We start from the raw sequence: 26,884 nt of genomic DNA on the forward strand, positions 1-26,884 counted from the left end.
ACAGGTCTGCCACTTTCGTGTCGTGACGCCAACAAGGCGAAAACGCCGTAGGGCTTGTCCCCCGTGACTGGCCCGCGTTAAGGCTCTGGTATTCTGACCGGTGTGGTGGCCTTGATGTCCGGATCGGTCGTCGCGGCTACGGATACCGCTCCAGTTTTAGGTGACTTAACTGCGTCTTGGTCGATGGTGGCATGATGGATGACCTGCTTTGATGCTGCAGCGAAAGCGGGATAACCATAGGCCACGGTTGCAGTGGACGCGGCGAACCCCGGGTCTCTCACCGACAGCCCGGTGAGGAGATCTGCGAGCACGTCCGGGCCAAGCGCCTGATGGCAGTATCGCAGTCGGATCTCTCTCGGCTCGTTGCGGCCAAGCTCGACGTCGCGGCCGATGATCTGCCACGCGTAAACGCAGCCGCCTTTGTCGCCCAGTTTGCCGGTCGCTGCGCCATAGGCGCCGTAAGCGTTGCGGCGGATGACCGGATCGATACTCATTGATACACCCGGGAACTCGCCCCGCAGCGTTCGGATGATCTCGGCACGGTCAGGCCCTTTCCTGAGCGTCGATCTTGAGGCGGCTGAGGTTGATATCGTCAGCGCGTTTTCGCCCTGCAGTGTTGTTGTGTTCGCCCAGACCATAGTTTGCCTGGTCACTCCATCCGTAAATGTCTGGCGAAGGCCGATCGGCATCTCGCCTAGCCCGGTCAGTGAAGCAGAGGCGAGATGAACGGGCAGTTCGCGGTTGCCTGTCGCGACGGGCATATTGCCGGTCATGCCATCAAGGAAGGGATCCTCGACGGTCGTGCAGCCGTGCAGCGCAAGCAGTGTCAGGATCGCAAGGATGTTTGGCTTCACTAGTTGATCCCCATGCGTTCGTTGATGGCCGCGATGCCCCTGCTGTTTGCCGGGTCTGCCATGACCTGATTGAGCTGGGCGAAGATCGCGCGCGACTGGGCCAGATTGCCAAGGTGGTAATGGCTCCAGCCGCGCATCTGGCTGATCCCCACCGGCTCCGGCATGATCTGCAGGCGGGTGTTCAGCGCTTCGAGCGTGACGCGATATTGCTTGCGATCGAAGGCGGCGCGTGCCCGCTGCCAGAGAAGCTCGGCGCGCAGTTCCCGGTCGCGGAGCGGCGTCAGGCTGTGCTGCATCAGCAGAGCCTCTGCGTCGTCGGTCAGATTGGCGCGAAGCAAAGTGAGGCCAAGGCCATAGGCGGCATCATCCGCCTTGCCGCCACCGCCCGCGAGACCGGCCGTGAAGGCCTGACGCGCTTCGGCCAGATGGTTGAGACCCAGAAGACACCAGCCCTTGGCGACCTGTGCATCCGGCCGCAAGGCTGTCCTGGCTTCAAGCCGCCGCAACTCGGCAACACAGCCACCATAGTCCTTTTTCTGCAGTCGCGAGAGATAGCCGGCCTGAACGCCTGCGGGTGCCGAGACCGATTTCCCGGCCCGCTCGCGCGGTTCCGCTACTGATTTCAGCTCGGCGAAAACCGTTTGATAGGCGTCGCCATGCTGTTCCCGCAGGTTTGCAAGGGTTTTCTTTTCGCCCAGTCGCGTCAGAGTGAGGGCCAGGCCTTTCAGACTGTCTGCCTCGGCCTTCCATTCGAAGGCCTTCGCAAACCAGCCACGCGCCGGCTCGAACTGGCGCGAGTTATAGGCATACCAGGCGATGAGGCGGGCGTGATCGGACGATTCCGTCTTCTGGATCGCTTCCGAATAGCGGGTCACGACACGTTCATCGATGTCGGTCTTCCCCTCGCCCTTGAAAGGGAAGGATAGCTGATCGAGGAGGAAGGCGTCCTGCCCGGCAAGCATGTCGAGGTGCTCCGTGACAAACGCATAGGCCTCCTCGTCCTTCGATTGGTGGGAAAAACTGAGCGCCATGCCGCGGACGGCTTCCGGCGTCGCCTTGTTCTGCAGCATGCGCTGGAAGAAGTTTGCTGCCTGGTCCGGCTGCTCGATCTTCAGCATGTACCAGCCCATGAGGGCGAGGTCTTCCGGCGCTTGAGCGCTCTCGGCAACCGTCCTGACGGCGGCAATCGCCTCGGGGCCTGGTTGAGGTGCGCCCGCAACGCCGGACGCGAAGTCTCCCATTTCGCGGCGCATGAGATCAAGGTTGAGCGATCGCATCGAGAGAGCGAGTTCGGGATCCGCAGAGAGCACACGGATCGCCTCGCGCAGATCGGCTGCCGGAATGTCCTCCATCGCCTTTTGCAGGGTGGTCAGCACCAGTTCATCGGAAAACGCCTTCTCCGGCGTCCGAAAAAGGATGCTGCGATAGACCGCCGTCAGTGCCTCCTGCATCTCATTTGCCCGGTAAGCGTCAAGCATCATCCAGAGCAGGTCGATCTCGGTTTCCTGTGCAGGGTCGAGCTTTGCACCAAGACGAATGACGGTCACAAAGTCCTTCGCCTCGTTTGCCTGCGTCATGGCAAATCTCAGCTTGCGCCGCTCGAGCTTGCTGACGAAATCCTCTGACGGTTCCCAGCCCACATGGCTTGCGGCGATCCGGCTGATTTCCTGCTCGATACCGGCATAGTCATCGCGCTCGTAAAGTTGCCAGAGCGTTGTCTCATCGACATGGTCGCCGGCATCGGGGGCATAGAGGTCGGCCGGGGGCATGAAGCCGGGATACTTCAGTTCCAGGCGGCGGGTCTCGGCTTCGACGCGCTCTGCCTCGCCATTGCGGGCATAGTAATAGAGTGCGGCAAGATCGACCGTGTCAGGCGCCGGCGCTTTGCGCGTGTCAGCTTCAACGGCTTTCGCGCTGTCCGATGGATCCGCCATGATGGCAGCCGCTTCAGGTCCCAGAAGCGAGGTCGCGCCCGCGGGCAGTGTGACGAACAGTGTGGCGAGGATGGTGCCGGCCGAGAGTCTTGTCTTGATTGTCTTCTTCATTCGACTGTCCTCACGCCCTTGCGCGGCACGACATAACCAACCCACCAGCCGAAGCCGCCCATCAGTGCGAGAACAAGACCGACATAGATGATAAAGTTGTCGGAGAGCCAGGCAGCCGCAAGGCGTCTGAGATTGGCGGGGCTCGTGTCGGTGATCGGAAAGAAGCTGTAGCTTTCGGGATAGCGGTTCACGAGTTCGAGGTCCGAGCGGCGGATCACGGCTTCGCCTCCTTCGAGGGCCGTCCAGGTTGCCGGCTTGGTCAGGGCTGCGACGCCCTGCTGAAGCATGGTTTCATCCACCGCGTTGACATAGGTCCAGACGGCAGCGCCGTCAGCGGATGCAACCTGCTTCAGACTGATCAGGCGATCGCGCGGATCGATCTTGACGTCTTCGCGTCCGATATCCTTGTAGGCCAGCCAGCGGTTGACGGTTGTAGAGGCCGTTGCCACCCAGTCAGAGGCTCGGCTCTTCAGTGACAGCTGATCGCGCTCAAGCCGCGTTTCGACCTGGAAAGCATCGAGCAGCGCCTGGGAGTCCGACAATTGACCGCCCGCCTTTACCGAAGCTGTGATCAGATCGTCGGTCGAAGACGGCTGCAGTCGATCTCCCTTTTGACCGGCAAGAGCGGCAAGCTCCAGCGGCTCGCCACCGGCGCCGACAATCAGGGCATTCGTCGTCTTGCGCGGGTCTGGACGGCCGATCTTGAGCTCGGCTGGCAGGGGATGCCCCGCCGACATGGCGAGCCGGGTGAGAAGGGTTAGTGCCGAGCCCAGCCGTGCGGGTGTCGCCGCATCGACATAGAAATCGAAAGCAGCTGGGCCCTTGAAGGGGAAGGACGTTCCAGCAAAGGCCGCAAGGTCGGGAAGACGACCGGCGCGCGCCAGTGGCGGTATCGTCACCGTGGTTTCCTCGAGCAGCAGGAAGCGAGATCGCGCTTCGTCGCGGGCGGCCGGATCACAGACGAGATCGGAGGCGAGCGGCACTTCGGCCAGAACACGAACATGGTTCACGCCGGGATGGAAGGCGCGGAGCGGAAGTTCCAGCGGCTTGTTCTCAAGCGTCTTGCCCTCGGGATCGTAGAGCACGAGGCTTGCCACGGCGCGTTCATTGACGCGGACCAGCAACTGCGTTCCGGGTGCCAGGCCGGGCGCAGTGGCCGCATTCAGGTTGAGATCAACCGTGGCATAGTCGCCCGGATAAAAATCGGCGGGCATGACGACATCGAAGCTCGTCTGGGAGAGACGGCCGGCGAAAGGTGTCGTCTGATAACCGATGCTCGACAGCGGGTGTGTGCCCGGGCTCTCGCCATCGATCCGCGTCTTGGTCATGGCGAACTTGTTTGCGCGGATCAACGGAAGCAGGGGGCCGTTGACGGCGGCAACCAGGAGCGACTGAAGCTCACTCTTGTTCGAACCACGCATGGTGACGATCTGGCGGCCGTGTTCGCCCTGCCGGACGAATAGGCCACGCGGTGCGGCGGCAAGGGCGTCGCGGGTGGGTTGCGGCAGGTTCGCGTCTGCGGGGTCACCGAGATAGAGGTCGATGCCCGGTCCGCTGCCTCCGACGTCGCCGACGGTGATGCTCAGGTCCTCACGACCGAGCACAAGTGCCAGGGTCTGCACGAGGGGCAGGCTGTCTCTCAATGTCGTCTGGGGAGCATCGTTTCCGGCAATCACGCGGATTTCCGTGGCGCCATCGCCATTTCGCCCGACGGACAGAAGGCCTGCGAGATCGCCGTCCTTCGGACGTGCGCTGGTCAGGAAGCCGCTGATCAGCGGATCGACCTGCGTCCACAATTCATAGGTTGCTTGAACGCTGCAGTCGATGCGGTGGTGCTGTTTTGCACGCAGCCGGACCTGATTCCAGCCGACCGTCAGATCCTTGGCGGCGACCGGAATGTCATGGGTCGCCGGACCATTGGGCGAGCGGATGGGTAAGGCCGCGAGAGGCTTACCGTTCAACTCGATGTCGAGCACGGCGTCATCAGGCATGACCGAGACCGCATTGGTGTAACTCAGTCTCAACAGACCTGCTGTCGCGACCTGCTCCGCTGAGAGATAGAAGCTGAGTTCTCTCGCCGCGTCTTCGCCTTCCAGGCGCATGGCGGTTGCCGTCTGGCGGAAGGCGACCATCTGGCGGGGGATGTCCGGCACGGCCTGACCCGCGCTCTGGACACTTGCCGCACCAAGGTCTGCGGGCACGAAATCACCAGCATGAGAGGCGTTTGCCGACAGACAAATGAGGATCGCTGCTGCTGAGAGCCGGCGCAGGACTTCAAGGTTATGCATAGGCCGGCCCTTTCACGGCTGCCGGATAGGTTGCGCCCGGCTCCGAAACGCTGCTCGATGTGTTGATGATCAGCGGCGCGTCGGGATGCGAGATTTCCGTCGTTTCGCGAACCAGACGCAAGGCGTAGGTGAAGCCGCGCAGCGTTTCGGTGATCGTCCAGAGGGCAAATCGGAAGGTGCCGGTGAAGAAGCCCTTGTGTTTCTGAACACGGTTCCAGCGCTCCTGAAGCGGCTGCTGTTCGCAATACATCATCTCGGCAATCGCGATGAAGGTTTCGGGTGTGCGCTCGGCAAAGGCAAAGCCGAAGCTCGTCTCGTCCTGCCGGCGCAGCATGCTGCGGCAAACAAGGGGTACGCGCATTCCGCGGCCGTGGCGGCGGATTTCGATTGTGGCCTCTTCGCCCGTCTCCAGCCCGTTCACCGGATGTCCGTCGATGAACTGCAGTGCGAGGCCACCGCTCGAGACATCCGCGATGATGACGGCGTGGCTTGTGCCGCCGGAATGCAGGATCGCATGACGCCGAACGCTGAGGCGCTGGTTGCGCCGACGTTCGCGCCGTTCCGAGACGGAGCCCAGGGCGGCGCCGGCGATGCCCATGTTGATGATGTTCCAGCCGGCGACGATCAGCAGCAGTTCGGAGGGCATTGCTTCCGTCGTGTAACGCCAGATCGCATAGCAGGTGGCGGCAAAGAGCAGGAAGAATATCACAAAGTATGGGCGCGCCAGCGGTGACAGCTTGCTCTCATCCAGTGTCTGTCCCTTCGACGTGACGTTGAAGGTCGGCTTGCGCGGGTTCTTCACGACGCTCAGGATCGCGCCGAAAAGCATCACCGACTGCACATATTCATAGAGCTCGGAGACCCAGGGCCAGCGCACGCGACCGAAGAGGTAGCTCTGCATGGCGAAGGATGAGATGAGATAGGTCACCGAGTAGCAGATGAATTCGGTGATGTTGGCTTCGAAGATCTGCAGCGAAAAGAAGATGTAGAGCAGCGGCGAGAACATGAAGGTCAACCGCGTCAGGGGAAAGAGCCAGAAGAGGTTCGTGCCGGCGTAGCAGATGCGCTGCGCCGTCGAGAGACCGCGCTGAAGGAAGGGGCGGTTCAGCGTCAGGATCTGCAGCATGCCCTGGGCCCAGCGAACGCGCTGACCAATGAAGGAGACGAGCGTTTCGGGCTGCAGGCCGGCGATCAGGGGCTTGTCGACGTAAAGGCTGTGCCAGCCGCGGCAGTGGAGCGCGAGCGCGCTTTCGCAGTCTTCGGTGATCGACTGGCCCGAAAATCCGCCGGTTTCCTTCAATGCCTTGCGTCGCAGAACGGCAGCGGAACCGCAGAAGAACGAGGCATTCCACTTGTCGAGGCCGCGTTGGACGACGGAATAGAACATCTCGTTCTCCGACGGCATCTTGCCGAAGGTCTGGAGGTTCTTCTCCACCGGGTCCGGATTGAGGAAGTAGTGGGGGGTCTGGACGAGGAAGAGCTTCTCGTCGTTTCTGAAGTGGCCCACTGTCTCGTTGAGGAATTCGCGGACTGGTGCATGGTCGGCATCGAATACGACCACAAGCTCGCTGGTCGAGATCGAGAGACCCGCGTTCAGATTGCCGGCCTTGGCATGGCTGTTTTCGGCGCGGGCGTGATAGCGAACGCCCAGCGCTGCCGACAGCGCCTGCAGTTCCTCGCGACGTCGACGGGCAGCGATTGCAGCGCGCGGATCGGACTGTCCGCACTTGGCATCGGTGCCGCCATCGTCGAGCAGATAGACGGTCAGCTTGTCGGCCGGATAGTTCATCGACTTGGCCGCAGCAAGTGTCAGCGCCAGAAGGTCGGCCGACTCGTTGTAGGACGGAACGAAGACGTCGACGGTCGGCTTATCGTCATCAGCCAGCTGCGGCGCCGGCTTGCGGTCCAGCGGGTCGGCGACGATGAAGAAATTGATTGCCAGCATGACCAGGCAATACATTTCCGCCGCATAGAGAATGATGCCCGGGATGAAGTTCCAGGGCTCGTTGATGTCGGGAAGCGTCTCCGTTGTGCGCCAGAACGCATAGCGCAGGGCGAGCACGGCCGAGAACACGAAAGTCATCACGCGGAATGTCTTGTTCTGCGGACGCATCATGAACAGGAGCATCAGGGCCAGGATGGCCAGGCTGAGCACCAGTTGCGCCTGGAGGCTGATCGGCAGCCACAGCAGAAACACACCAAAAAGGCCCGCAATGATTGCAGGCAACGCAGCGCACATCATGTGCAGAACCCCATCTTTCACTCACCCGCAGCTTCATCTGCGGCGACCCCTCGAAAGGAATGGCCGGAAATTAGGGGTGATTTCTTAGCAAATTGCTAAGACATGAAGGGGCGAAAACAACCTGGATAGGCGCTATTCCAAATTCATCACGGATATTAACATTATGAAATTGCTGGTATTTTCTGATGACACATTTCGGAAATTCGGCATAAAAGAATAATCAAACCCCTAAGCCTGTTCTAATCGATATAGTTTACGATTACTGAAGGTGGGCGCCTTTTCGGTCATGTCGCGTCAGTGTTGGATCAATTTGGACCGGAAAAGCTCCGCTGGCAGGGCAAACGCCTAAGGTCACGACGCCCGTGTCGCGCCTGGAGCTTGGGCGCTCGCTCCTCCATGAGACTCCCTGACAAGGATCGGACACAAGCCATATACGGCCAAGCCATTCAATCGTCGTGCCAGTGTATCAAGAGCTGAAGATATGTTGGTTACCGCGTACCCGCAATCCGCCCGGTCCGCTGCTATCGGCGACCGGTTCCGTCTCGATGGCCTCGCTGATCTCACGGCTGTCGGTGCAGGCTTCGATCGTGAAGGAAGGATGCGAGATCTGGCGCTTTTTGATCTTGCCATCGACCGCAAGCTCCGTGGCCGCGATCTGGTAAAGCTGAAAATCGGACACTCGTCACCGGCCACGACATTCGAACTCGAGCGATGGTCGTCCAGCAGAAGACTGGACGACCCGTGCAGTTCGAAATTACGACCGAGGTCAGAGCCAGTCTGCTTGCCTGGCTTCAGCGAAGGGGAGGAACAGTCGATGACTATGCCTTTCCCAGTCGCGTCGACCACGCTGATCATCTCAGCACTCGGCAATACGCCAGACTGGTTGATGAGTGGGTGACGGCGATCTGGCTTCGTCGGCAGGATTACGGGACGCATTCCCTGTGGCGAACGAAGGCTACCATGATCTACAAGGCCACCGGCAATCTTCGAGCGATCCAGATCCTGCTTGGCCATAACCAAGATCGAGAACACAGTCAGATATCTCTGCGTCGACATTGAGGACGCACTAGAACTGGCCGAGCGGACCGAAATCTGAATGAGGACGGCCCCGCACGTTGTGGGGCCGCGCCCTTTCGCTGCGAGAGCCTCTCGAAGGATTCGATCCGCTTTGCTGCTTCAAAGAAGCCATACGGTTCTGATGGTTTCGTGCTACTGGCGTGCGCGTGCAACACTAGCACCATCCTCGGGAACAGCATCCGGGGTCTACAACAGGAAAGACCGAGCGTTGGCCCGCAAGAACAGAGATGAGTTAGCTTCATGGGACGAGCCTACGCCAGAGCCGGTGTTCTGTCCGCTGTGCGAGCGCGTGATCCCAGAAGATCAGCGAGACGAGCATCATCTCGTTCCTAAGTGCAAGGGTGGCAAGAAAACCGTCCTCCTGCACCGTATCTGCCACGACCAGATACATTCGATCTTTACCGATGCTCAACTCGCCAAGAAGTTTTCCACGATCGAAACCATCGTGGAAGACCCTGCGGTGCGGACATTCGTCACCTGGGTGAGAAACAAGCCTCCGGGCTTTTCGGATTCTGCAAAGGAATCAAGGCAGTCATTCCGTCGAGGCCGCTAACCGTAACAGGCGAAAATTCCAGCTGGAAGCGAACGCTGCCGTGGCGGGAACGCGCCATCATTCCGGCCGTTCGGGCGGTCGAAAGCGTACTCCAAACCGCGCATACTGGCCACCGTGGGACCCTTCCGTCTATCGTTCAGCATTCGCCGAAAGGAGCCCCCGAAGCACCAGATCAAGATGTCGCTCCAAAAACGCGTCGCGGTCACCATGCGACTGGGCACCAAACACCTTCCCGCCGATTGCCAGGATGGCGATCGGGGCCACGATCATTCTTGGGTCAATGTCGTCGGCTGCCACGCGCAACTCTCCTCGCGCTTCGGCTCGCTTCAGAATGCTCTTCATTGTCGCCATGCCCTTGGCCAAGGCGATCTCCCGATACATCTTAACAAGATCCGGGAAACGGTCGCCTTCGCCGATCAGGATGCGCAACAGCACGCCAGCATCGCCTTCGATCATCTGTCCATAGATCCGCGCGAGAACGAGCCTAAGGAGTTCTTCAGTGGATCCCGCAAAAGATGCAGTCAGTTCGCCGACACCCTCCATCGTCGAGACCATGCGATCCTTGAGCGCCGCCTCAAACAAGCTCTCCTTCGAGGAGAAGTACAGATAAACGGTTCCCTTGGCGATGCCCGCACGCTTGGCGACGTCGTCAAGCCTCGTCGCGGCGAACCCGCGTTCTGCAAACAGCGCCAATCCTGCCTCAAGAATCTCTGAGGGACGCGCGTCTTTACGTCGCTGACGTTTCTGCTGGGGTTGGCCCGCTTGCATCTTGCAGTCTTTCTCCGTTTCCCATATTAATGACTCGTTAGTCATTAAATTGAAAGCCTGTCACGGATGCAAACCGAAATCTCGCCGCCAGCACTCCCCATGCCGCGAGCAGGCCTCGTTGAGGAGGCTGGCTCTGGCAAGTCAAGATGGTCGCTGCGAGGCTTGTTCACCCGCGTCGTCGTTGTCTTGCTTATCTTCGTCATTGGGGCATTTCTAGGCGCATATCTTGGCCCGCCATTCTCCTCAGGATTTTTCGGCATCGACGGGAAAAACCTGCCTATAGCTGAAATGGATGCTCAAGCAACGTCAGCGACGAATGACGATGGAGCTGCCAGCCAAAGTGAAAGCGCGGTTGTCGCCCTTGGCCGGCTGCAGCCAAAGGGAAAGACGATCACCCTGGCTGCACCCTTTGGCGCCTCGGACGCCCGGATTGCATCGCTACTCGTCGACGAAGGTGATCATGTGACAATTGGCCAGACGGTGGCCGAGCTCGACAGTCTACCGTCCCTGCAGCTTGCGGTCGAAAGCGCCCTCGTCAACATCTCCGCCAAAGAGGCCGCGCTTGCTCAGACCCGAGCCATGGTTGCCGCAAGCCTGTCGGAGGCCGAGGCGAACCGCGATAGGGCGCTTGCCGCTGTCCAGCTTGCGCGGCAGGCGTTGGAACGGGAGCGCAGCCTGAGCCTCGGTGGCGCCTCTTCACGGTCCACTCTGCAATCTGCTGAGGCCACTTTGGCGCAATCGACTAGCGATCTTGCCAAGGCAGATGCCTCGATTGTTCGATACCAGTCTGCGCCAGGAACGCTGCAGTCCGATATAGAAGTGGCCGAGCGAAACCTGGATCTAGCCAAGGCCGAACTCGCGACTGCACGTGACAATCTGAGCAAAGGCGTGGTTATCAGTCCGATTTCGGGGACGGTGATTGCAATCAACAGCCGTCCGGGAGAGCGCCCTGCGTCTCCAGGGATCATGACGCTTGCTGATACCGACCACATGCAGGTCGAGCTTGAGGTTTATCAAACCGATATCAGACGGATCGCAATTGGACAGACGGTCATTGTCTCCAGTCCAGCACTGTCTCAGGAATTGGAAGGCTCGGTGACCTTGATTGGTTATGAAGTCGAGCAGCAAACGGTGCTCTCCGCCGATCCTGCAGCCAATACCGACGCACGGGTGGTGCGTGTCACGACTCATCTGGATCCTCCCTCCAGCGCTTTGGCCGCCAAACTGACCGGGCTCGAAGTCATGGGGCGTGTCGCGGTAGGCAAAGATCATGAGTAGGCTGCTTTCACTTCTATTCGGCAGGCTGCCGATCGGTTGGCTTCAGCTCAGACACAACCGTGGACGTCTTTTAGCGGCGCTGGCCGGTGTCGCCTTCGCGACCATGCTCGTCTTTGTTCAGTTGGGCATCATGGGCGCGCTGAACGGAACCATCCGTACGTCCTACACCCCATTCGCGGCTGACATCATCATCTCGTCGAATGACGGAAACACATTGGCCGACGGATCTCCGCTGGCGCGTCGAACCCTCTACCGTGCTCTGGCAATAGACGGTGTTGTTGCCGCGGCCCCTCTCTATATTGGCAAGCTCGACTGGCGGCGTCCCGATGGGTCTGTAGCCAGCCTCCAGGTCATTGGACTTCCGATTGAGGCTGAGAAATTTACGGGTCCGCAGGTTACCCCTCTGATAAGGAACCTTGCCGTCGCAGACACGGCTTTGATTGATCGGCAGACACGCGGCGTCGATACCGCCGCTCTTGCGGGTGTCGGTCCATCAAAGCCACTCCAGTTCGAGGTAAATGACCGCACGATCAATGCCATCGGGACAATCTCTATCGGGGGAGGCTTTTCTGCCGACGGCATCATGGTTGTGTCAGACCAGACCTTTCTTAGTCTGTTCCCGAACCGGATCAGCGGGACGCCGTCGCATCTTCTGCTGAAAGTCAGCGATCTTGCACAGTCAGTGGCGCTGGTGCGGCAATTGCAGGATAGGTTCACTGGAGAGCCGATCGAAGTCCACACACTTGATGAGATGATTGCCAAGGATGTCCGGTATCAGACGACCCAGCGTCCAACGGGTGTCATCTTCGGCTTCGGCGTGTTCATGGGTGTCCTTGTCGGCATTGTGATCGTCTATCAGGTCCTGTCGACTGATGTCGCTGATCACCTGCGCGAATACGCGACCTTAAAGGCTGTGGGGTATCCGCATCGTTTCTTCCTCAGCATCGTCTTTGAGGAGGCGCTGGTGTTGGCGGCCATGGGCTTCATACCGGGTCTGATCCTTGCGATGGGCATCTACCAGGTGATGTCTCAAGCGACCGGTCTTCCCGTACTTATGTCACCGGAGCGGGCGCTCATGGTTTTTGCAGGCACCCTCTTAGCCTCCACCCTCTCTGGCGCGCTCGCTGCCAGACGCCTAAAGGGCGCTGATCCGGCGGACTTGTTTTGATGAGTGACCTTCCAATTTCCGTCCGCAATCTCAATCACTGGTTCGGCCGCGGCGAAGCCAGCAAGCAGGCGATCTTCGATCTCTCCCTTGATATCGCTCCCGGGAGCCTCACAGTGATGGTTGGCCCGTCGGGTTCCGGCAAGACTACGGTTCTCACACTGATGGGATGCCTACGACAGGTCGAGGACGGGTCCGTCCGGCTTCTAGGTCACGAGCTTCGTGGCGCCGACGAGCCCACACTTGAGGTTTTGCGCCGGCAGTTGGGCTTCATTTTCCAGGCCCATAATCTTCACGAAAGCCTCACTGCCCGCCAGAATGTGATGATGGGTTTGCAAGTGCACGGCACGGGAGATGAAAACCGTCGTGCTCAGGCCGTCGAGCACATGCTTGAGCTGGTCGGTCTGGGGCATCGGCTGGATTATCTCCCCGGCAATCTGTCGGGTGGCCAAAAGCAGCGTGTGGCGATCGCCCGCGCGCTGATCGCGGGCCCGCAGATTGTGTTTGCCGACGAGCCGACAGCAGCGCTCGACAAGGCTAGCGGCCATCAGGTCGTTGCCATGTTGAAGGCCCTGGGGCGGGAGCGCGGCACGACGACCGTCATGGTAACCCACGACAGCCGTATCCTCGATATGGCGGACAGGATCATCACGCTGGAAGACGGTCGGCTTGTAAGAGACCAAGGGGCGGTGGTTGGAGTGTCCAGTTGAATGGCGAAGTAATGCACGCGTGCTATCTCGTGAGCTCGGCAAAACCTCTTTGCGCCTTCACTTCAGACATTGCATGGCCAGCCGACCCACAGCAGAAGCAGCCGTTTCGTCGCCATCATCAGTCAGCCGCTGGAGGTCTTGCCCTAGAAACCTGCGGTCCTGGGTAAGGCGCTCGCCGCAAGACCTCAGTGATCGGCACGGTTGTTTCGGGCTACCCGGCAAGCCTGTCTGGGTTCGGAAGGACGCAAGACGAGCGTCTGCTGCAGCTCGCAGCCGATTTTGGCGCATAGTTTCAATATCTCTGGCGACGAATGTCCGAAATGAAGGGCAAGGAGATCACATCTCCGACGTGATTTCCTTGTCCCTTCAGCCCTTCCGGTTACCCATGCAGAGAATGAGACACGTCGCCACCTTCACCCGCGAATGGCTGCGCGCACCACTTCGAACGGCGTCGGTCGTGCCATCCAGTTCCTCTCTCGCAAGAGCAATGGTGGAAGGTCTTGATCTTCAGGATGCCGCCGTGCTGGAACTGGGGCCGGGCACGGGCGCGTTCACCGAGCACCTCGTGTCAATGCCGGCGGGGCCGTCCCGGATCTATGCAATCGAGAGCAATCCAGCCTTCGCAGACCTGATGAGAACGCGATTTGCAACCGTTGAGACCTTTACCGTCGATGCATGCCGGATGCGCAGCCTCCTGCCTTGCAGCCCCCGTTCGGTGAAAGCCGTGCTCTGTGGTCTGCCGCTTCTGTCGATGAGACTTTCTTCAGTCCATCGGATCATGAAATCGGCTTTTGAGCTTATTCAAGATGACGGCGAGTTTCGCTGCTTTACCTATGGTCCCCGCTGTCCGATCCCTTTCGCGGTTCATGAAAGGCTGCTGATTGAAAGTACACGCGTCAGGTTCTGTCCGGCAAACTTTCCGCCAGCGAGCGTTTACCGTGTCTTCCGCGCCTGAGATCCCCAGATATCACGGTGTTCTTGGGCCTGCAGCGTCGTTTCCTGAACGAAATTGATCGCGATAGATTCCGGGCGTCATCCCGACCTTCTGGGAAAACAGCCGAGTGAAATGCGGCTGGTCGGAGAAGCCGTTGAGGAAGCCGATCTGGGCGAGGCTGGTCTGCCGCTCGTTACAGAGCTGCTCTGCCGCAAGCTCCAGCCTGACATCCAGAACCACGTTGCTGAAAGATGTCTGCCGCTCTTCCAGGCGTCGCTGGAGCGTCCGCCTGCTGGTTGCCAGCAGGTCTGCCAGACGATTGATAGACCAGCGGCGACAGGGATCATCTGCAACAAGACGGCGCAAATTTTCGAGTACACGTTCTGATGTGCATACAAGCGGCTTGTCGAGTGAAACGGTCGCCGGCTTTACCTCGACAAGCACTGACTTCAGCACGAGGTCGCGATCGACCGCGTGCCACTTCTGTTCGGAGCGGATGACGGTTCCATCCTCCTTCATGAGAACCAGATCTTCGCCGGACAGTTCGATGAGCACGGCAAGGAGGGCGAGAATCAAAAGGCTCTCTGCTCTGGAAGGGCCTGGCCCATCCGCTCTGGCGTGATGCTCCAGTCTGTAGAGAGATGGCTGAAGCGCGAATTGTGAGACCACGTGTCGACCGTGGCTGAAGCGCTCCAGCCGGCTCCAGCGATCCAGAAGATCCTGTGCGCCGATGGCCTGACGCAAGGCACGGACAACGGGTTCGAGCGGCATCAGAGAGGCACAGTCTGCGATCCTGAAGATTGCCTGAACACCGTGCTCGGCAAGAACTCTTTCGAGGAGATCGTGTTTCTGCGCACGCGGAACATGCGCTCCTTGCGCCTTTGGCACGGCGATGGAGATCTCTTGCGACCGAAGGCCGAGCGCGATGAGCCGCATGATCGCTGCCGAAGCAAAATCGGATCTGTTCAGTTCCTCCAATCGGGTCGCTTCGGGCGTCATGTCAGTCCCTCGGCCTCGGTCATGAAGTCCTGACCGGAAAGCGTGTCGGCCTGATGCCGGTGGCGGCACGGATCGCATTTGCTATTGCGCCGGGTCCACACGCCATGATCGTTTCTCCGGCTCCGGTGGGGGAATCCGTTCCCTCTATCAGCTTGATGGTCATCTTCGGCGTATCTTCCATACGGGGGATGGGAGCATCGATAAAGGTTTCCGCCACGATACGAGAGCTTTCCATCGGCAGATGATCATGCAGCACGAAACCGATGCTCCACATCAGGTTCCCCTCGCATTGTGCATTGACCTGATCCGGGTTGATGACGAGCCCGCAGTCATGGGCGCACCAGAACTCGCGCAGACCGAGGCGCCCGTCTGCGGCTACCTCCACTTCCGCGACCACGGCGGCATAGCTCACGTCCTTGTAGATGCCGCAGGCCACACCGCGACCGACCCTGGGCCCGTATGCCGGGTTTCTCCACGTCGTCCATGCTGACATGTCTCCGACAGCTTTGAGGACCGCTGCCAGTCTTTCGTCGTTGATGTGGGCAAGGCGGAAGGCGAGGGGGTCGGCGCCGACTGCCAGCGCTGCCTCGTCCACCGCGCTTTCGATCACGAGGCCGTTTGGACCAGCGCCGAGACCTCTCCAGGGGCCTGTATGAACGGGCAGGCGAACGAGATCATAGGCAGCTTTCGCTCTGGGGATGATATACGGCGCCGACATGCCACGTGCGACGCCGCCATCGCCGATCAATGCATCCGTTGCCTGCTGCATAAGGCTGGGGACCACTGCAGACGTGAAGATGATATGTGAGGAGACCTGCCGATGGTCCCAGTCGCTGATCTGTCCATCCTCAACGCGGGCGCGGATTCGGTGGGAAGAGGGTGGGCGGTGAAAGGCGAAAGCCAGTTCCTGGGCGCGCGTCCACTGTACCTTGACTGGTGCCTCTGCCACTCGCGACAGAGCTGCGGCCTCTGCCTCGACTGTGCATGTCGTCTTGCCGCCGAAGCTGCCTCCGACCCGGCAAGACTGCACCGTGACGGCCTCCGTCGATACACCGAAGGTATCTGCCAGACAGTCGCGAATGAAGAAGGCATCCTGTGTGCCGGCCCAGACGGTGAGTTTTCCTTGCGCCCATTCCGCGACGGCCGCCCGTGGCTCGATGGCGCCGTGGGCGGCAAACGGGATGTCGAACTTGAGATCGACGTCCCAGGACCCGGGTTGCGGGCCCCCGTCCATGACGATGTTCGAAGGCGTCTCTTCCAGCGGGCATCGGTCGACATCTACGGGGGCATCCGGGGAAAATCCGGTTGAAGGCTCCTCGGTCTGCCAGACGACGTCGAGTGCTTCAACGACCCGGTCGAGTACGCCGGGCCGTTCGGCGATGATGCCCAGCCCCTTGGCATTGCCGATATCAGGGCCGCAGTCTTCGACGATGGCGATAAAACCCGGGATGGCTCGCGCCGCCTCGGCATTCCAGGACCGAGGTTTCGACACATATTCGGCCATGGCGGGTGCGCGGAGGACCCGTCCGAAGAGCGTGCCGGGACGGCGTATGTCGGAGGCATAGAGTGCGTTGCCGGTAACAATTTCCCGGCCCTGCACAATCTCGGCGGTCCGGCCGATTTCTCCATGTCTGGCAAATGTCCTCAATTGCTCCCTGGGCCGGGGTTCGACCGACACCAGTCCCTGCCGCTCACCCCTCATCAAGGCGTCACGCAGGCTGGCGCAGGCCTGCGCCAGCGGCTCGGCAAACAGCATGATGGATTCACTGCCCACCGTTGATCTCACCCTGGCGAGACCAGTGTCATGGAAGGATACGTCGACCGTCTCCCAGCCCACATTGAGTTCGGTGCAGGCAATCTGCTTGAAAGCAGTCGCAATGTTCTGACCCATCTCGATGCGCGGAAGCGTGAGAACGAACCGCCCCTCATGGTGGGCGATCCACCCCAACGCATCGTCCGTGCCGGGTGTCGGGCGTTTGGGAATGACTGGGAGTGTTGCATAGACGGCAGTGCCCGCGCCGATCAGCGCGACCAAAGTGCCGAAACTGCCGAGGAGAAAGCTACGACGTCTCATCAGCGGTTCTCAATCAGGGTGCTGATGGCGTCCCTGATCCTCTGGTAGGTACCACATCGGCAGAGATTGTCGTTCATCGCGGGCACGATTGCATCCAGGTTCATTGTCGAGCCGGCACGGTTGCTATCGGCCAGAAGCGCAACGGCGGACATGATCTGCCCGGACTGACAATAGCCGCATTGCGGCACTGCCTTTGCCAGCCAGGCGTCTTGGACCGGATGGAGCTTTCCGTTCCGCTCCAGGCCTTCGATGGTCAAGACTTGCGTCGTTGGCGTCAGGTCTGCCGTGCGGACCTGGCATGAACGGGTCGCCATCCCGTCGATGATCACCGTGCAAGCACCGCAGATCCCGACGCCGCAGCCGAACTTTGCTCCGACAAGACCGTGGTGTTCACGGAGGGTGAAGAGAAGGCTCTCGTCGTACCACTCGCTCGGCACGTTCGCGATCACACCATTCAAGACATACTGCATTTGCTGTCCTAGATTTACAGATGGAAGCCGCAGGTTAGATCTCGATCTGGCCTGGGTCTTGAATGATTGCGCCAGACACGCGCGACTCGGGCACACCGAGGCAGGCTCACGCGGCGCTAAAATGAGGGAGGCAATCCGGTGCCGGAACGCTTCGCCGATTTTGCAGGCGCGGTCCTGACAGCCGAGGGGCACTGGACCGTTGTTCGTCAAGATTAGCTGGCTTGCTCGTTCCGCCCGCTCGGTCATCGGGATCCCGATCAATTGGCCGAGCACAAACGTCACGCATTTGGGCGAGGTGTTGGCGAACTGCCGAGGGTCAGCCAAGTCGGTGCAAGGACCGCAGAGAGACTTTGGCCCCTCTGCGGTCAAACAGGTGAGGGCGGCTGCCTGACCTGTTTGCGCTGGCTGCCACTAGGCTCGCTGTCTGAAAAACATATGGCTATTGGCTTACACTGCCCAACCGGAGTTCGTTCAGCCAGCAAAGGGCTGATCGGCTTAGGTCCCGTGGTGCCTTGGGCCTAATAGAAGCCGATTTCGCGGACGCTGATATCCGCATCGTGGTTGCGACCATAAGCGGCTATCCCGATCGATGTCAGGCTGCTTGCGCGCGGAATGTTGCGCAAGATCGATCCAGACGCTTTGAATTCAGTAAGGGGAAGTCGCACCTCGGTCCAAGTCCGCGTCACATCAAATCCGGCCTGATAGAATTGCCAGGGCAAGATCGTGCCTCCTGTGCGCAGGTGCACGAAGTACCTCTGATCGTTTCCACGGACCAGCAAGCGTATTCCGATCGTGTTTTCTGGTGCTGCATGCTGCAACTTCATGCGGATCTGAATGAAGCCGCCATTGTTGGCGGTGCTAACGTTACCGGTCATACGCGCATGCGCATGTCCTTCTTCGTTTTCGAATTGCACCTGCCCCGATGATTTTCCGCCCATCACGCTGTCTGCGAAAAAGCGCCAGCGCGTTTCGGGTTGCAGCTTGAAATCGTCTATCAACATCTCGCCCGCCAGCGCCGGTGTGTAAGCCGACAGTATCAGCGTGATCACTGTCGCAAGCCCAATTTTGAAACGCATCAGGTTGTCCTATATCCTCTCTGCAGGCGGAAGCGAAGTCACAGGTCACGTCTCAGGCTTACGCGCGACGATGTAGGGGTTTTGCGGATACTTGCCGAAGATCCGCTCGTCTGTGATTTCAAAACCAGCATCTATGATCGACTGCCGAAGCTCGGGGATACTGCGCGGCTTGACCGCAGGAAATAGGCCTACGAACTGCAGCGCACGAAACAGAAGACGAAACTTGAACTTCAGGTCGGCGAAACACCAGGTTTTTGAGATAAGCAGACCGCCAGGTTTTAGATTGGCGAATATCTGCGCCAAGGTGGCTGGTTGGTTTTCCACCAGGTGCAGAACGTTGAAGGCGCAGATGACGTCGAACGGACTACCATCATAGGCATTCTCAGCGTCCGCAATCTTGAAGGTCAGGTTGGCGCCCGCAGGTTTGTCCTGAGCGATCTTGATCATCTCAGCCGAGAAATCTGTCGCTGTCCAGTGTGACACATGGGGCGCAAGCCGGATTGCCGTGCCGCCGGTACCACAGCCGAGCTCAAGGACGTGATCTCCGGGCTTGAGACGTGACGCGACATCGCCGATCATGGCGTCATAGGCTGCCACGTCTTTCAGCGGGCGCGCGGCATAGCGCCCGGCGATTCGGTTCCAGAATTTCTGCTGCTTAGACAAAGACATTTCCAAACCTTTCGTCAGAGCGGCAGGATCGCAGCGCTGCTTTTGTACAGGACATAAAATGCGACGACGATGATCAGCACAGCGAAGATCCGGTTGAGGAGGTTTCGCTTCGTCGACAGACGAGTTGCCAGCAGCATGCCGCCGACGCCGCCGATCACGCCGCCACCGATAAACTCGGCCGCGATCGCCCAGTCGATCAGGCCCGAGGCCGCGTAGTTGATCGCAGTGGCGAGGCCGAAGGTGCCAACGGCGAGAAGCGACGATCCGACCGCGTTGATCATCGGCATGCCGGTCGCGAGCATCAGGCCCGGCACGATCAGGAACCCTCCGCCAATTCCGAAGAAGCCGGATGCTGCTCCTGCCGCTATGGCAACAGCCGCCGTTTTCCAGCATGTCAGGCCATCTGTCTTGACGACGTCTGACGCTATGGTCCTCCGGGGCCGGAGCATCAGGGCTGCAACGACCAGCATCAGAAGGCCAAACAGGAAAAGCAGCTTCTGCCCGTCGAACGCTTTCCCAAGTGTTGAGCCCGCGAGTGCGCCAACCGTCCCGGTGGCGGCAAAAACAAACGCGCAACGCCACCAGACATGCCCTTTGCGGGCATGGCCGATGAGGTTGACATAGGCATTGACCGATACGGCCAGAGCACCGGTGCCGATGGCGATATGCGGCTGTGAGATGCCAACCGCGTAGAGCAACAGAGGTGTCGCCAGAATGGAGCCCCCGCCACCGATCAGTCCAAGCGTAAAGCCCACGAGACCGCCCGAACCGATCGCCGTCAGAGCCTGGGTGACCAGATCGTTCATTCCCACGCAGCCCCTGCGAGTGCATCCAGCGGGATCTTCAGATAGCGCTTGCCGTTCGCTTCCGGTTCTGGGAGGCGTCCTCCACGGATGTTAACCTGTAGTGCATGCAGAATGAGCTTCGGCATGGGAAGGGTTTTGTCGCGTGCGTCGCGCAGCGCGACGAAGGCCGCCTCGTCCTTGCCGGCAATATGCGGATTGCAGCGCTTCTGCTCGGCGACGGTGCTTTCCCAGAGGGGTTCGCGCCCGTCCGGCTGATAATCATGGCCTGTGAACAGACGCGTTTCATCCGGCAGCGACAGGATTTCTTTGATCGAGGCCCAGAGGCGTTTGGCGCTGCCGCCGGGAAAGTCAGCGCGCGCCGTGCCGCTGTCCGGCATGAACAGGGTATCATGCACAAAGGCTGCGTCTCCGATCACATAGCTGATCGATGCGAGCGTGTGGCCGGGCGAGAAGAGGACGCGGCCCTTGAGATCACCCACCGAGAAGGTGTCGCCTGCCTCAAGCAGCCTGTCCCATTGCGAGCCATCGGTTGGTAGATCCGGCCAGTTGTAGATCTCCTTCCAGAGCTTTTGCACTTCGACGACACGCGCGCCGATGGCGGTCGGAGCGCCGGTCTTGTCCTTGAGATACCTGGCAGCGGAAAAGTGGTCTGCATGGGGATGTGTATCGAGGATCCACTCGACGCTGAGCCCCTTTTCCTTGATGTAATCCAGTATCGCATCGGCATTGCGGGTTGCGGTTGCGCCCGACTTTTCATCATAGTCGAGGACCGGGTCGATGATTGCACATTTTCCCGTTGCCGGATCACTCACGACATACTGGATGCTGAATGTGCGTTGATCGAAGAAGCCTTTTACATCGGGTTTGCCTGCCATTCGTGTCGACCCTCCTATGGATCATGCAGTCGGGGACGCTGTCCCTTCGTCCTGCCGTGACAAAATATATGCAAACATATATATCTTCATAGTATCGAAATAAAGGCTTGAACCTTCGTGCCTCTGTCTTTCTGCAGCCTTTGGTACAGGTCTGACGAGTGCTTTGGCGGTTGCCCCTGTGACGGCGCGTGTATCTTCACTTCGGCCCCAGAAGCACTTCCATCTGTGGGCGTCACTCGGAAGGCCGGGAAAGGTATCGACGGTGCCGTCCGCGCCCTTGAAGACGATCGCTGGCGTGCCGCCGAAACCAAGTTCCGTCATCAGAGCGGCATTCCGCTCAAGCTGTCTTGTCGTATGGTCATCGACCCTATCGAGCGGGGCAATGCCGCCATCGGCATGTTTGCGCTCGTTTTCCATCCGCGCGTCTTCCGGAGACTTGGCTTGAAGAATGGCCGCAGCTTTGGCCGGCGAATCCTGACGGATCACGCCGACCATCACGTGGCGTAACTGAACTTTACCGCTTTCGATCCAGGGTCGCGCCGCGAGCCAGAAGCGATTGCAATAGGGGCAGTTCGGGTCGGTGAACGTGTAGATGACACGAGGCGCGTTCGGATTGCCGTCCCGCACCCAGGTCGCTGCCTCGAGCTTGGTCCAAGTGGCTTCGCTCAACGGTTGTTCGACCATCTTTTTAAGCTGATCTTCCGCCATGTCCTGCCCATAGGCATCGACGAGCGTACCGACGACCACATGTTGATTATCGGGTGTCAGATAGATGGCCAGAGGCTGTGCACCGGCTTTCGCGGCGAAGGCTCTGAGGCCACCCGGAACCTGCATTTCGCCAAGGATTCGGATGCCCTGCTGCTCGATTGTCTTGAGGATCTCTGGATAGGGCTTGTCCTCGGCCTCGGCGCCGGTGGCCATTACGGCACCTATCACAAGCGCAAGGAAGAGTGCCGGAATTGCACTCGAACGTCGCAACGCTTGTCTGTGGGGGTGCTTGCGCCAGACGGGGCCCAGTGACGGGAACCGAATAGCTGCCTTCGCCGTGAGCGAGGGGGGTTTGATGCGATGATGGCTATCGGATAATGTGGGGAGCGGCGAAGAAAAACGGTACATGTCGAGCAGGGCTCCTTGCAAGGGTGGCTCTTGTCCGCTTCGCCTTGTCACCTTAAGGCTCCTTATGGTGGATATCCGACCTCGCCACGATGCGATCTGCTGCTCACTGTCTCGTTGTCGGCAGTTCCAGACAAACGCAGAAACCCGCCTTCCTCTCGAATAACATCTGACCACCAAGCTTTGTCAGAGCCATTTCAACGATCGCAAGGCCGAGGCCGCTTCCGAGCGCGTTTGCGCTGTTGCCGCGCTGGAACCGGGCCTTGAGACGCTGTTCGTCCTTCTCATCGATACCGGCTCCGGTGTCGGACACGGCTATCGTCGTGCCTGTCTCGGTCTGCGTGCCGATGATCCTGACGGATGAATTGCGCGGCGCATATTGCAGGGCGTTTTCGATGACATTGCGCAAGGCAAGCCGCAAAAGGGTCTTGCCTGGCACGCTGATCATCAGATCCTCTGCAATGTCCGTCTCAACGGTGATCTCCCTCGACGAAACGAGTGTCGCCATTTCGCCGCGCAGCTCTTCGACCATTGCTTTGACCACCACAGTTTCTGATGTCGAAGAGCTGTCCAATGAGTCGACGGCTGCGAGGTCTATCAACTGGCGAACGAGGCGCCCGGTGCGGTCGACGCTGAGCGAGATCTGGTTGAGGGCATTGGCGCGGACCTCATCGCTATCGCTGCGAAGGGCGACCTGGGCCTGGGTCTTCAAACCGGATAGCGGCGTCCTCAGCTCATGGGCTGCATAGGCGATAAAGGTCTTTTCCCGTTCGCGGGCCTCCTCCACGCGTTGGAACAAGGCGTTAAGAGAGCCCAGCAAAGGCCTGATCTCGCGGGGCGCTCCGCTATCGTCGACGGGGTGGAGTTCGTCGGCTGAGCGCAGAGACAAGGCGTCCGCGACTTGCCGGAGGGGGGAGAGACCGCGCCCGACACTCAGCCAGATCAGACCGGCGAGGATGGGCAGGATCGCCAGTGCAGGAACGAGCTGGCCCTTGATGACGTCACCGACCAGCTTTTCGCGGATCTCGATGCTATCGCCGACGAGGACCCTGACACCGAGCTCGGGATTGACGACAGCGTAGACACGCCAGCGTTCGCCGTTGACGAGCTTTTCGGCGAACCCGCTTTCGTGATCGGCGAGCGATGTATTGGGCGCGCTCTCCGACCGGCTGACAAGATCACCCTGAAGGGACCAGATCTGACAGGACAATTGCCGGCTATAGTCTCCTTCATGCAGGCCGAAGCCTTCGGGTATCCCAGCGGCCTGCGCGGCATCGACCGCTGCTGCGACGTCGATATGGTGGTCGGTGATCAGTGAGCTCACCATACGCGCCGCTTCCGTCAGGCGCGCGTCGAGCACACGCTCGACTTCGCGCTGCGTGCTGAGATAGGTCCAAAGCACGGCGAGGAGCCATACGGCACCCGTTGCCGCAAGCAGGATGAGAAAAAGCCTGAGCCGGATCGATCGCATCAGGGTTTCCCCATGCGGTAGCCGACACCGCGCACGGTTTCGATGGAGCTGGCGCCCAATTTGTGGCGCAGCTTATGCACGTGGACCTCGATCGTGTTGCTTTCGATCTCTTCCTGCCAGCCATAAAGCCTGGTTTCCAAGATCTGCTTGGAGTGAACCATGGTCGGATTTTCCATCAATGCCAGGAGGACGGCAAATTCCCGCCGCGACAGGCCAGTGATTTCGCCGTTTTTAAGAACCTCCATGCTCGCCGGGTCGAGGGTTAATTCTTCCCAGGTGAGCTTGGGTGTGGCGCGTCCCTCGGCACGCCGGGTAATGGCGCGCAGCCGTGCCGCCACTTCGTCGAGATCGAAGGGTTTGCCGAGATAGTCGTCGGCGCCGGCGTCGAGACCATCGATGCGATCGGTGACCGCATCCTTGGCCGTCAACAGAAGAACGGGCGTGCGGTTGCCGGCGGCGCGCATCGTGCGAAGCAGATCCAGACCGGATCCATCCGGCAGCATGCGGTCGAGCACGAGGGCATCGAAGCTATCGCTTTCAATCGCGGCCTTCGCATCGGCAAGCGTACTGACGGTGTCCGCCGAGAAGCCGGCGAGACCCAGCCCTACCTTCAAGCCGTCGATCAGAACCGCATCGTCTTCGATGACTAGGATACGCATCACACCTCCGTGAGAAAAATGTCGTTTCACGCCATGGCCTGCCCAGCTTAAGCCTGCCTTAAGCTGCCCCGCAGAAACGGCCGCACATTCGATGCGTAACAAGGAATGATGGAATGCAACTCTTGAGGCACCTGGCGATTTTCTTCTCCGTTTTGCTCTTCTCCGGCATCGCCATTGCCCAGACCGCGCCGCTCCAGATGGACGAGGCGTTTCGGCCTTCCCTGTCACGGATCTCCGCCACCGAAGTTGCCGTCACGTGGGAGATCGAGCCAGGCTACTATCTCTACCGGGAGTATCTTTCCGCCAAAAGTGACGATGGCAGTCCGCTGAAGCTGGAGACGCCTGATGGAAAGATCAAGGAGGATCCGGGCTTTGGATCGACCGAAGTCTACTATGACACCGCCCGGGCGACGCTTGTCAGTGACGCTTCGACGATCGAGTTGACCTATCAAGGCTGCCAGGATGGCGGGCTCTGTTATCCGCCTGTGACGAAAACGATCGACATGGCCAGCCTGCAGTTCAGCAATTCCGAGCACGGAGGCCCAATATCTGCCCCGGCATCGATTGCATCGCAAAGCGAATGGTCGGCTTTCAGCTCCCAAAGGCCGGATTTCGCACTCGCACAGGATGAAGTGACAACCGGTGTCGATGGACTCCTGGCGCGCGGCGGCCTGCCTCTGCTTCTGGTTGGCTTTGTTGGTTTTGGCGTGCTTCTGGCGTTCACCCCCTGCGTCTTTCCCATGTATCCGATCGTTGCCGCCATGCTGTCACGGCAGGGCGGGCCCCTTTCGCCGAGCCGCAGCTTCATCCTTTCCAGCGTCTATGTCGGAGCGCTGGCACTGGCGTTTGGACTGTTCGGTATGGTCGCGGCATGGTCTGGGCAGAACCTGCAATTTGCCTTGCAGTCGACAACGGCCACCATGGTCATCGCAAGCCTGTTTGTGATCCTCGCCCTGTCCAACTTCGGGCTCTTCGAGATCCAGCTGCCGGCTGGCTTCAGCAATCGCCTGTCGTCCGGGCGGCGCCGTGGCGGATCTCTCGGTGGGGCTGCGATGCTGGGCTTTACCTCCGCATTTCTCATCGGTCCCTGTGTCACCGCGCCACTTGCGGGGGCGCTGCTCTACATTGCCCGCACCGGAGATGTCCTCATCGGGGCGGCCGCGCTGTTCGCGCTTGGGCTAGGCAAAGGCCTCCCCTTGATCCTGATGGCAACGCTCGGCGGCAAGGCACTGCCGCGTGCAGGGGCGTGGATGGCAAGCATCCGCTCCGCCTTCGGCTTCGGTTTCGTCGGAACGGCGATCTGGATGGTCAGCCCTCTTCTGCCAGAAACGCTGGTGCTGTTTGCCTGGGCGTGCCTTGCCGTTTCAGTCGGCGTATTCCTTTGGCAAATCCGGGTCGCAAGTGCCTCTCCTGGCGCGGCTGTCATCTCGCGATCTGTGGCCACTGTTTCGATCGCCTGGGGAGCCCTGCTGCTCGTCGGCGTCTGGCTCGGTGCCCGCGATCCGCTTGCCCCTCTGGAGCCGCTCACAATGAAGACCGAGGTTGGACAGACGGCACGCGAAATCGCGAAATCGGACTTTGAAGCCGTCGCCTCGCTGCAAGCGTTGACTTCGATGCTGGGCGAAGCTTCGGCCGAGAACAGGCCGAGCCTCGTCTACGTCACCGCGGACTGGTGCGTCACCTGTGGCGCCATAGAGCGGACCATTCTGCCGGACGACAGCGTCTCGGCGGCTCTCGATGGTGCGCGCCTGTTGACCATCGACATGAGCGCGACCTCCTCAGAGACCAATGAACTCCTGACGTCCCTCAATGCCATTGGCCCGCCGACGATGATCTTCTTCGATCACGAAAGGCAGGAAGTGGCGGGCACGCGTCTGGTGGGCGACGTAACGATCGACAAGCTTGCTGCCTCCGCCCGGGCGGCAAAGGGTACGCCCTGATGGACGTCGTGACACTAGGGCCACTTGCCTTCGCATCCGACAGGCTGGCGGCGATCATCGGGATCTTCGTGTTCCTCGGCGTCGGCTCATTTCTGGCGCGTCGCTATGACACGCGGCTCGCGCCCTGGACGACCGCGGCGCTGCTGTCGGGTCTCATCGCCGCGCGGGCACTGCATGTCCTTATGTATCTCGACAGCTTTCTCACCGAGCCGTGGCGCGCCCTCTATGTCTGGCAGGGCGGCTTTTCGATGGTTGGCGGCGCGATCGGTGTTGCGATCACGCTCGTCTTTCTGATGCGTGAACCCCGGCAGACGCTGCCGCTTGCCGCCGTGACGCTCGCCGCAGGATGCTTTGTCTGGTTCGCGCTGACCATGCTCTGGCAAGCAGCCGAGGGGCCTGCAGCACCCCGCTTCACGCTGGCAAATCTTGATGGATCTCAGTTTGTCGCTTTGTCAGAGCGCGCTGGACGCCCCGCCGTCGTCAACCTCTGGGCAACCTGGTGCCCGCCTTGCCGCCGTGAAATGCCACTTCTGGCGGAAGTGGCCGCGGTACGCACCGACGTCGATTTCATCTTCGCCAATCAGGGCGAAGGGCCAGCGGCGATCAAGGCCTATCTGGAGGATCAAAACCTCCGGCTCGAAACCATCCTGCTTGATCCGGCCCATTCCCTTTCGCGCCACTACGCAGCGCCTGGAATGCCGGTCACCCTTTTTCTTGGCGCTGACGGCCAAGTTGTCACGACCCATTTCGGAGAGATTTCGCGCGAGGCTTTGAACGCCGCCATCGCCCGGCTGATCCCCGCAGACAAGGAATAAATA

Annotated in this window: 21 protein-coding genes and 2 pseudogenes; 8 read left to right on the plus strand and 15 right to left on the minus strand. The window is 60.1% G+C overall.

The genetic code is table 11. The features are described 5' to 3' along the window. Nucleotides 1-77 precede the first annotated feature (77 nt). From bcsN to bcsA, 4 genes are read right to left on the minus strand one after another with little or no spacing between them, the layout of a single operon-like run. Entirely contained in the window at nt 78-854 is a 777-nt protein-coding gene (bcsN, locus tag IP85_RS00130; protein WP_054147636.1) for a cellulose biosynthesis protein BcsN, read from the minus strand. Continuing rightward, the gene (locus IP85_RS00135; RefSeq protein ID WP_054147637.1) at nt 854-2,899 is read right to left on the minus strand and encodes a hypothetical protein; all 2,046 of its coding nucleotides are present in this window, start codon (nt 2,897-2,899) and stop codon (nt 854-856) included. The genes bcsN and IP85_RS00135 overlap by 1 nt, the downstream gene beginning before the upstream one ends. Then, nucleotides 2,896-5,187: a cellulose biosynthesis cyclic di-GMP-binding regulatory protein BcsB gene (locus tag IP85_RS00140; protein WP_054147638.1), complete on the minus strand. Its 2,292-nt coding sequence runs from the start codon at nt 5,185-5,187 to the stop codon at nt 2,896-2,898. Before IP85_RS00140 ends, IP85_RS00135 begins: the two co-directional genes overlap by 4 nt. Beyond that, a complete protein-coding gene (bcsA, locus tag IP85_RS00145) occupies nt 5,180-7,429 on the minus strand; it encodes a UDP-forming cellulose synthase catalytic subunit (RefSeq protein WP_054147639.1) in 2,250 nt (749 codons plus the stop codon). The genes IP85_RS00140 and bcsA overlap by 8 nt, the downstream gene beginning before the upstream one ends. Nucleotides 7,430-8,012: 583 nt before the next feature. Between bcsA and IP85_RS00150 the strand changes: the two are divergent. Together IP85_RS00150 and IP85_RS21790 are read left to right on the plus strand one after the other, a co-directional pair. After that, nucleotides 8,013-8,525, plus strand: a pseudogene (locus tag IP85_RS00150) (tyrosine-type recombinase/integrase); the annotation flags it as partial. 189 nt (nt 8,526-8,714) lie between these two features. Further along, nucleotides 8,715-9,059, plus strand: coding sequence for an HNH endonuclease signature motif containing protein (locus tag IP85_RS21790; protein WP_082347517.1), 345 nt, complete (start codon nt 8,715-8,717; stop codon nt 9,057-9,059). A 129-nt stretch (nt 9,060-9,188) separates the two neighbouring features. On the opposite strand, the gene IP85_RS00155 is transcribed toward IP85_RS21790, so the two are convergent. Continuing rightward, nucleotides 9,189-9,872, minus strand: a complete 684-nt coding sequence (locus IP85_RS00155; RefSeq protein WP_082347518.1) for a TetR/AcrR family transcriptional regulator — start codon at nt 9,870-9,872, stop codon at nt 9,189-9,191. A gap of 117 nt (nt 9,873-9,989) precedes the next feature. On the opposite strand from IP85_RS00155, the gene IP85_RS00160 reads away from it, so the two are divergent. The 4 genes from IP85_RS00160 (at nt 9,990) to IP85_RS22320 (ending at nt 13,935) form a co-directional block, all read left to right on the plus strand. Next, nucleotides 9,990-11,105: an HlyD family efflux transporter periplasmic adaptor subunit gene (locus IP85_RS00160; protein WP_197277963.1), complete on the plus strand. Its 1,116-nt coding sequence runs from the start codon at nt 9,990-9,992 to the stop codon at nt 11,103-11,105. After that, nucleotides 11,098-12,273: an ABC transporter permease DevC gene (gene devC / locus IP85_RS00165; RefSeq protein WP_054147641.1), complete on the plus strand. Its 1,176-nt coding sequence runs from the start codon at nt 11,098-11,100 to the stop codon at nt 12,271-12,273. Before IP85_RS00160 ends, devC begins: the two co-directional genes overlap by 8 nt. Then, the gene (locus tag IP85_RS00170; protein ID WP_054147642.1) at nt 12,273-12,980 is read left to right on the plus strand and encodes an ATP-binding cassette domain-containing protein; all 708 of its coding nucleotides are present in this window, start codon (nt 12,273-12,275) and stop codon (nt 12,978-12,980) included. The genes devC and IP85_RS00170 overlap by 1 nt, the downstream gene beginning before the upstream one ends. A gap of 394 nt (nt 12,981-13,374) precedes the next feature. Then, a complete protein-coding gene (locus IP85_RS22320; RefSeq protein WP_197277964.1) occupies nt 13,375-13,935 on the plus strand; it encodes a methyltransferase domain-containing protein in 561 nt (186 codons plus the stop codon). 12 nt (nt 13,936-13,947) lie between these two features. Here the strand turns inward: IP85_RS22320 and IP85_RS21795 are convergent, their stop codons facing one another. From IP85_RS21795 to IP85_RS00230, 10 genes and pseudogenes are all read right to left on the minus strand, one after another. Then, complete coding sequence (locus IP85_RS21795) at nt 13,948-14,913, minus strand: helix-turn-helix transcriptional regulator (RefSeq protein ID WP_197277965.1); 966 nt, start codon at nt 14,911-14,913, stop codon at nt 13,948-13,950. Between the two features lie 19 nt (nt 14,914-14,932). Then, entirely contained in the window at nt 14,933-16,987 is a 2,055-nt protein-coding gene (locus IP85_RS00190; RefSeq protein ID WP_054147646.1) for a molybdopterin cofactor-binding domain-containing protein, read from the minus strand. After that, complete coding sequence (locus IP85_RS00195) at nt 16,987-17,457, minus strand: 2Fe-2S iron-sulfur cluster-binding protein (protein ID WP_054147647.1); 471 nt, start codon at nt 17,455-17,457, stop codon at nt 16,987-16,989. The genes IP85_RS00190 and IP85_RS00195 overlap by 1 nt, the downstream gene beginning before the upstream one ends. Nucleotides 17,458-17,975: 518 nt before the next feature. Further along, nucleotides 17,976-18,533 carry a CIA30 family protein gene (locus IP85_RS00200; protein WP_054147648.1) on the minus strand — a complete coding sequence of 186 codons (558 nt, stop codon included), beginning with the start codon at nt 18,531-18,533 and terminating at the stop codon, nt 17,976-17,978. A 45-nt stretch (nt 18,534-18,578) separates the two neighbouring features. After that, a complete protein-coding gene (locus IP85_RS00205; protein WP_054147649.1) occupies nt 18,579-19,202 on the minus strand; it encodes a class I SAM-dependent methyltransferase in 624 nt (207 codons plus the stop codon). 14 nt (nt 19,203-19,216) lie between these two features. Then, nucleotides 19,217-20,008 (minus strand): sulfite exporter TauE/SafE family protein, encoded by a 792-nt coding sequence (locus IP85_RS00210; RefSeq protein WP_054147650.1) that lies wholly within the window; start codon nt 20,006-20,008, stop codon nt 19,217-19,219. Further along, nucleotides 20,005-20,874 (minus strand): annotated as a pseudogene (locus tag IP85_RS00215) (MBL fold metallo-hydrolase); the annotation flags it as partial. The pseudogene IP85_RS00215 and the gene IP85_RS00210, both read right to left, overlap by 4 nt. A 30-nt stretch (nt 20,875-20,904) precedes the next feature. Next, nucleotides 20,905-21,804, minus strand: coding sequence for a thiol:disulfide interchange protein DsbG (gene dsbG, locus IP85_RS00220; protein ID WP_197277966.1), 900 nt, complete (start codon nt 21,802-21,804; stop codon nt 20,905-20,907). A gap of 298 nt (nt 21,805-22,102) precedes the next feature. After that, a complete protein-coding gene (locus IP85_RS00225; RefSeq protein ID WP_054147652.1) occupies nt 22,103-23,467 on the minus strand; it encodes a sensor histidine kinase in 1,365 nt (454 codons plus the stop codon). Next, entirely contained in the window at nt 23,467-24,126 is a 660-nt protein-coding gene (locus tag IP85_RS00230) for a response regulator (protein WP_054147653.1), read from the minus strand. The genes IP85_RS00225 and IP85_RS00230 overlap by 1 nt, the downstream gene beginning before the upstream one ends. Before the next feature lie 113 nt (nt 24,127-24,239). Between IP85_RS00230 and dsbD the strand changes: the two genes are divergently transcribed. Further along, nucleotides 24,240-26,066 (plus strand): protein-disulfide reductase DsbD, encoded by a 1,827-nt coding sequence (gene dsbD, locus IP85_RS00235; RefSeq protein WP_054147654.1) that lies wholly within the window; start codon nt 24,240-24,242, stop codon nt 26,064-26,066. Further along, nucleotides 26,066-26,881: a TlpA disulfide reductase family protein gene (locus IP85_RS00240; RefSeq protein ID WP_054147655.1), complete on the plus strand. Its 816-nt coding sequence runs from the start codon at nt 26,066-26,068 to the stop codon at nt 26,879-26,881. The genes dsbD and IP85_RS00240 overlap by 1 nt, the downstream gene beginning before the upstream one ends. Nucleotides 26,882-26,884 lie beyond the last annotated feature (3 nt).

Origin of the sequence: Rhizobium sp. AAP116 (assembly GCF_001295785.1) — a bacterium.
Lineage (GTDB): Bacteria > Pseudomonadota > Alphaproteobacteria > Rhizobiales > Rhizobiaceae > Allorhizobium.

What these genes read in the sequence shown, in the direction of transcription:
- IP85_RS00240 (WP_054147655.1), top strand. Translation starts at nt 26,066, where the DNA reads ATGGACGTCGTGACACTAGGGCCACTTGCCTTCGCATCCGACAGGCTG.
- IP85_RS00210 (WP_054147650.1), bottom strand. Translation starts at nt 20,008, where the DNA reads ATGAACGATCTGGTCACCCAGGCTCTGACGGCGATCGGTTCGGGCGGT.
- IP85_RS00135 (WP_054147637.1), bottom strand. Translation starts at nt 2,899, where the DNA reads ATGAAGAAGACAATCAAGACAAGACTCTCGGCCGGCACCATCCTCGCC.
- IP85_RS00155 (WP_082347518.1), bottom strand. Translation starts at nt 9,872, where the DNA reads ATGACTAACGAGTCATTAATATGGGAAACGGAGAAAGACTGCAAGATG.
- IP85_RS00230 (WP_054147653.1), bottom strand. Translation starts at nt 24,126, where the DNA reads ATGCGTATCCTAGTCATCGAAGACGATGCGGTTCTGATCGACGGCTTG.
- IP85_RS21795 (WP_197277965.1), bottom strand. Translation starts at nt 14,913, where the DNA reads ATGACGCCCGAAGCGACCCGATTGGAGGAACTGAACAGATCCGATTTT.
- bcsA (WP_054147639.1), bottom strand. Translation starts at nt 7,429, where the DNA reads ATGATGTGCGCTGCGTTGCCTGCAATCATTGCGGGCCTTTTTGGTGTG.
- IP85_RS00205 (WP_054147649.1), bottom strand. Translation starts at nt 19,202, where the DNA reads ATGTCTTTGTCTAAGCAGCAGAAATTCTGGAACCGAATCGCCGGGCGC.
- IP85_RS00170 (WP_054147642.1), top strand. Translation starts at nt 12,273, where the DNA reads ATGAGTGACCTTCCAATTTCCGTCCGCAATCTCAATCACTGGTTCGGC.
- IP85_RS00200 (WP_054147648.1), bottom strand. Translation starts at nt 18,533, where the DNA reads ATGCGTTTCAAAATTGGGCTTGCGACAGTGATCACGCTGATACTGTCG.
- IP85_RS00140 (WP_054147638.1), bottom strand. Translation starts at nt 5,187, where the DNA reads ATGCATAACCTTGAAGTCCTGCGCCGGCTCTCAGCAGCAGCGATCCTC.
- IP85_RS00190 (WP_054147646.1), bottom strand. Translation starts at nt 16,987, where the DNA reads ATGAGACGTCGTAGCTTTCTCCTCGGCAGTTTCGGCACTTTGGTCGCG.
- devC (WP_054147641.1), top strand. Translation starts at nt 11,098, where the DNA reads ATGAGTAGGCTGCTTTCACTTCTATTCGGCAGGCTGCCGATCGGTTGG.
- IP85_RS00225 (WP_054147652.1), bottom strand. Translation starts at nt 23,467, where the DNA reads ATGCGATCGATCCGGCTCAGGCTTTTTCTCATCCTGCTTGCGGCAACG.
- IP85_RS00195 (WP_054147647.1), bottom strand. Translation starts at nt 17,457, where the DNA reads ATGCAGTATGTCTTGAATGGTGTGATCGCGAACGTGCCGAGCGAGTGG.
- dsbG (WP_197277966.1), bottom strand. Translation starts at nt 21,804, where the DNA reads ATGGCCACCGGCGCCGAGGCCGAGGACAAGCCCTATCCAGAGATCCTC.
- IP85_RS22320 (WP_197277964.1), top strand. Translation starts at nt 13,375, where the DNA reads ATGAGACACGTCGCCACCTTCACCCGCGAATGGCTGCGCGCACCACTT.
- dsbD (WP_054147654.1), top strand. Translation starts at nt 24,240, where the DNA reads ATGCAACTCTTGAGGCACCTGGCGATTTTCTTCTCCGTTTTGCTCTTC.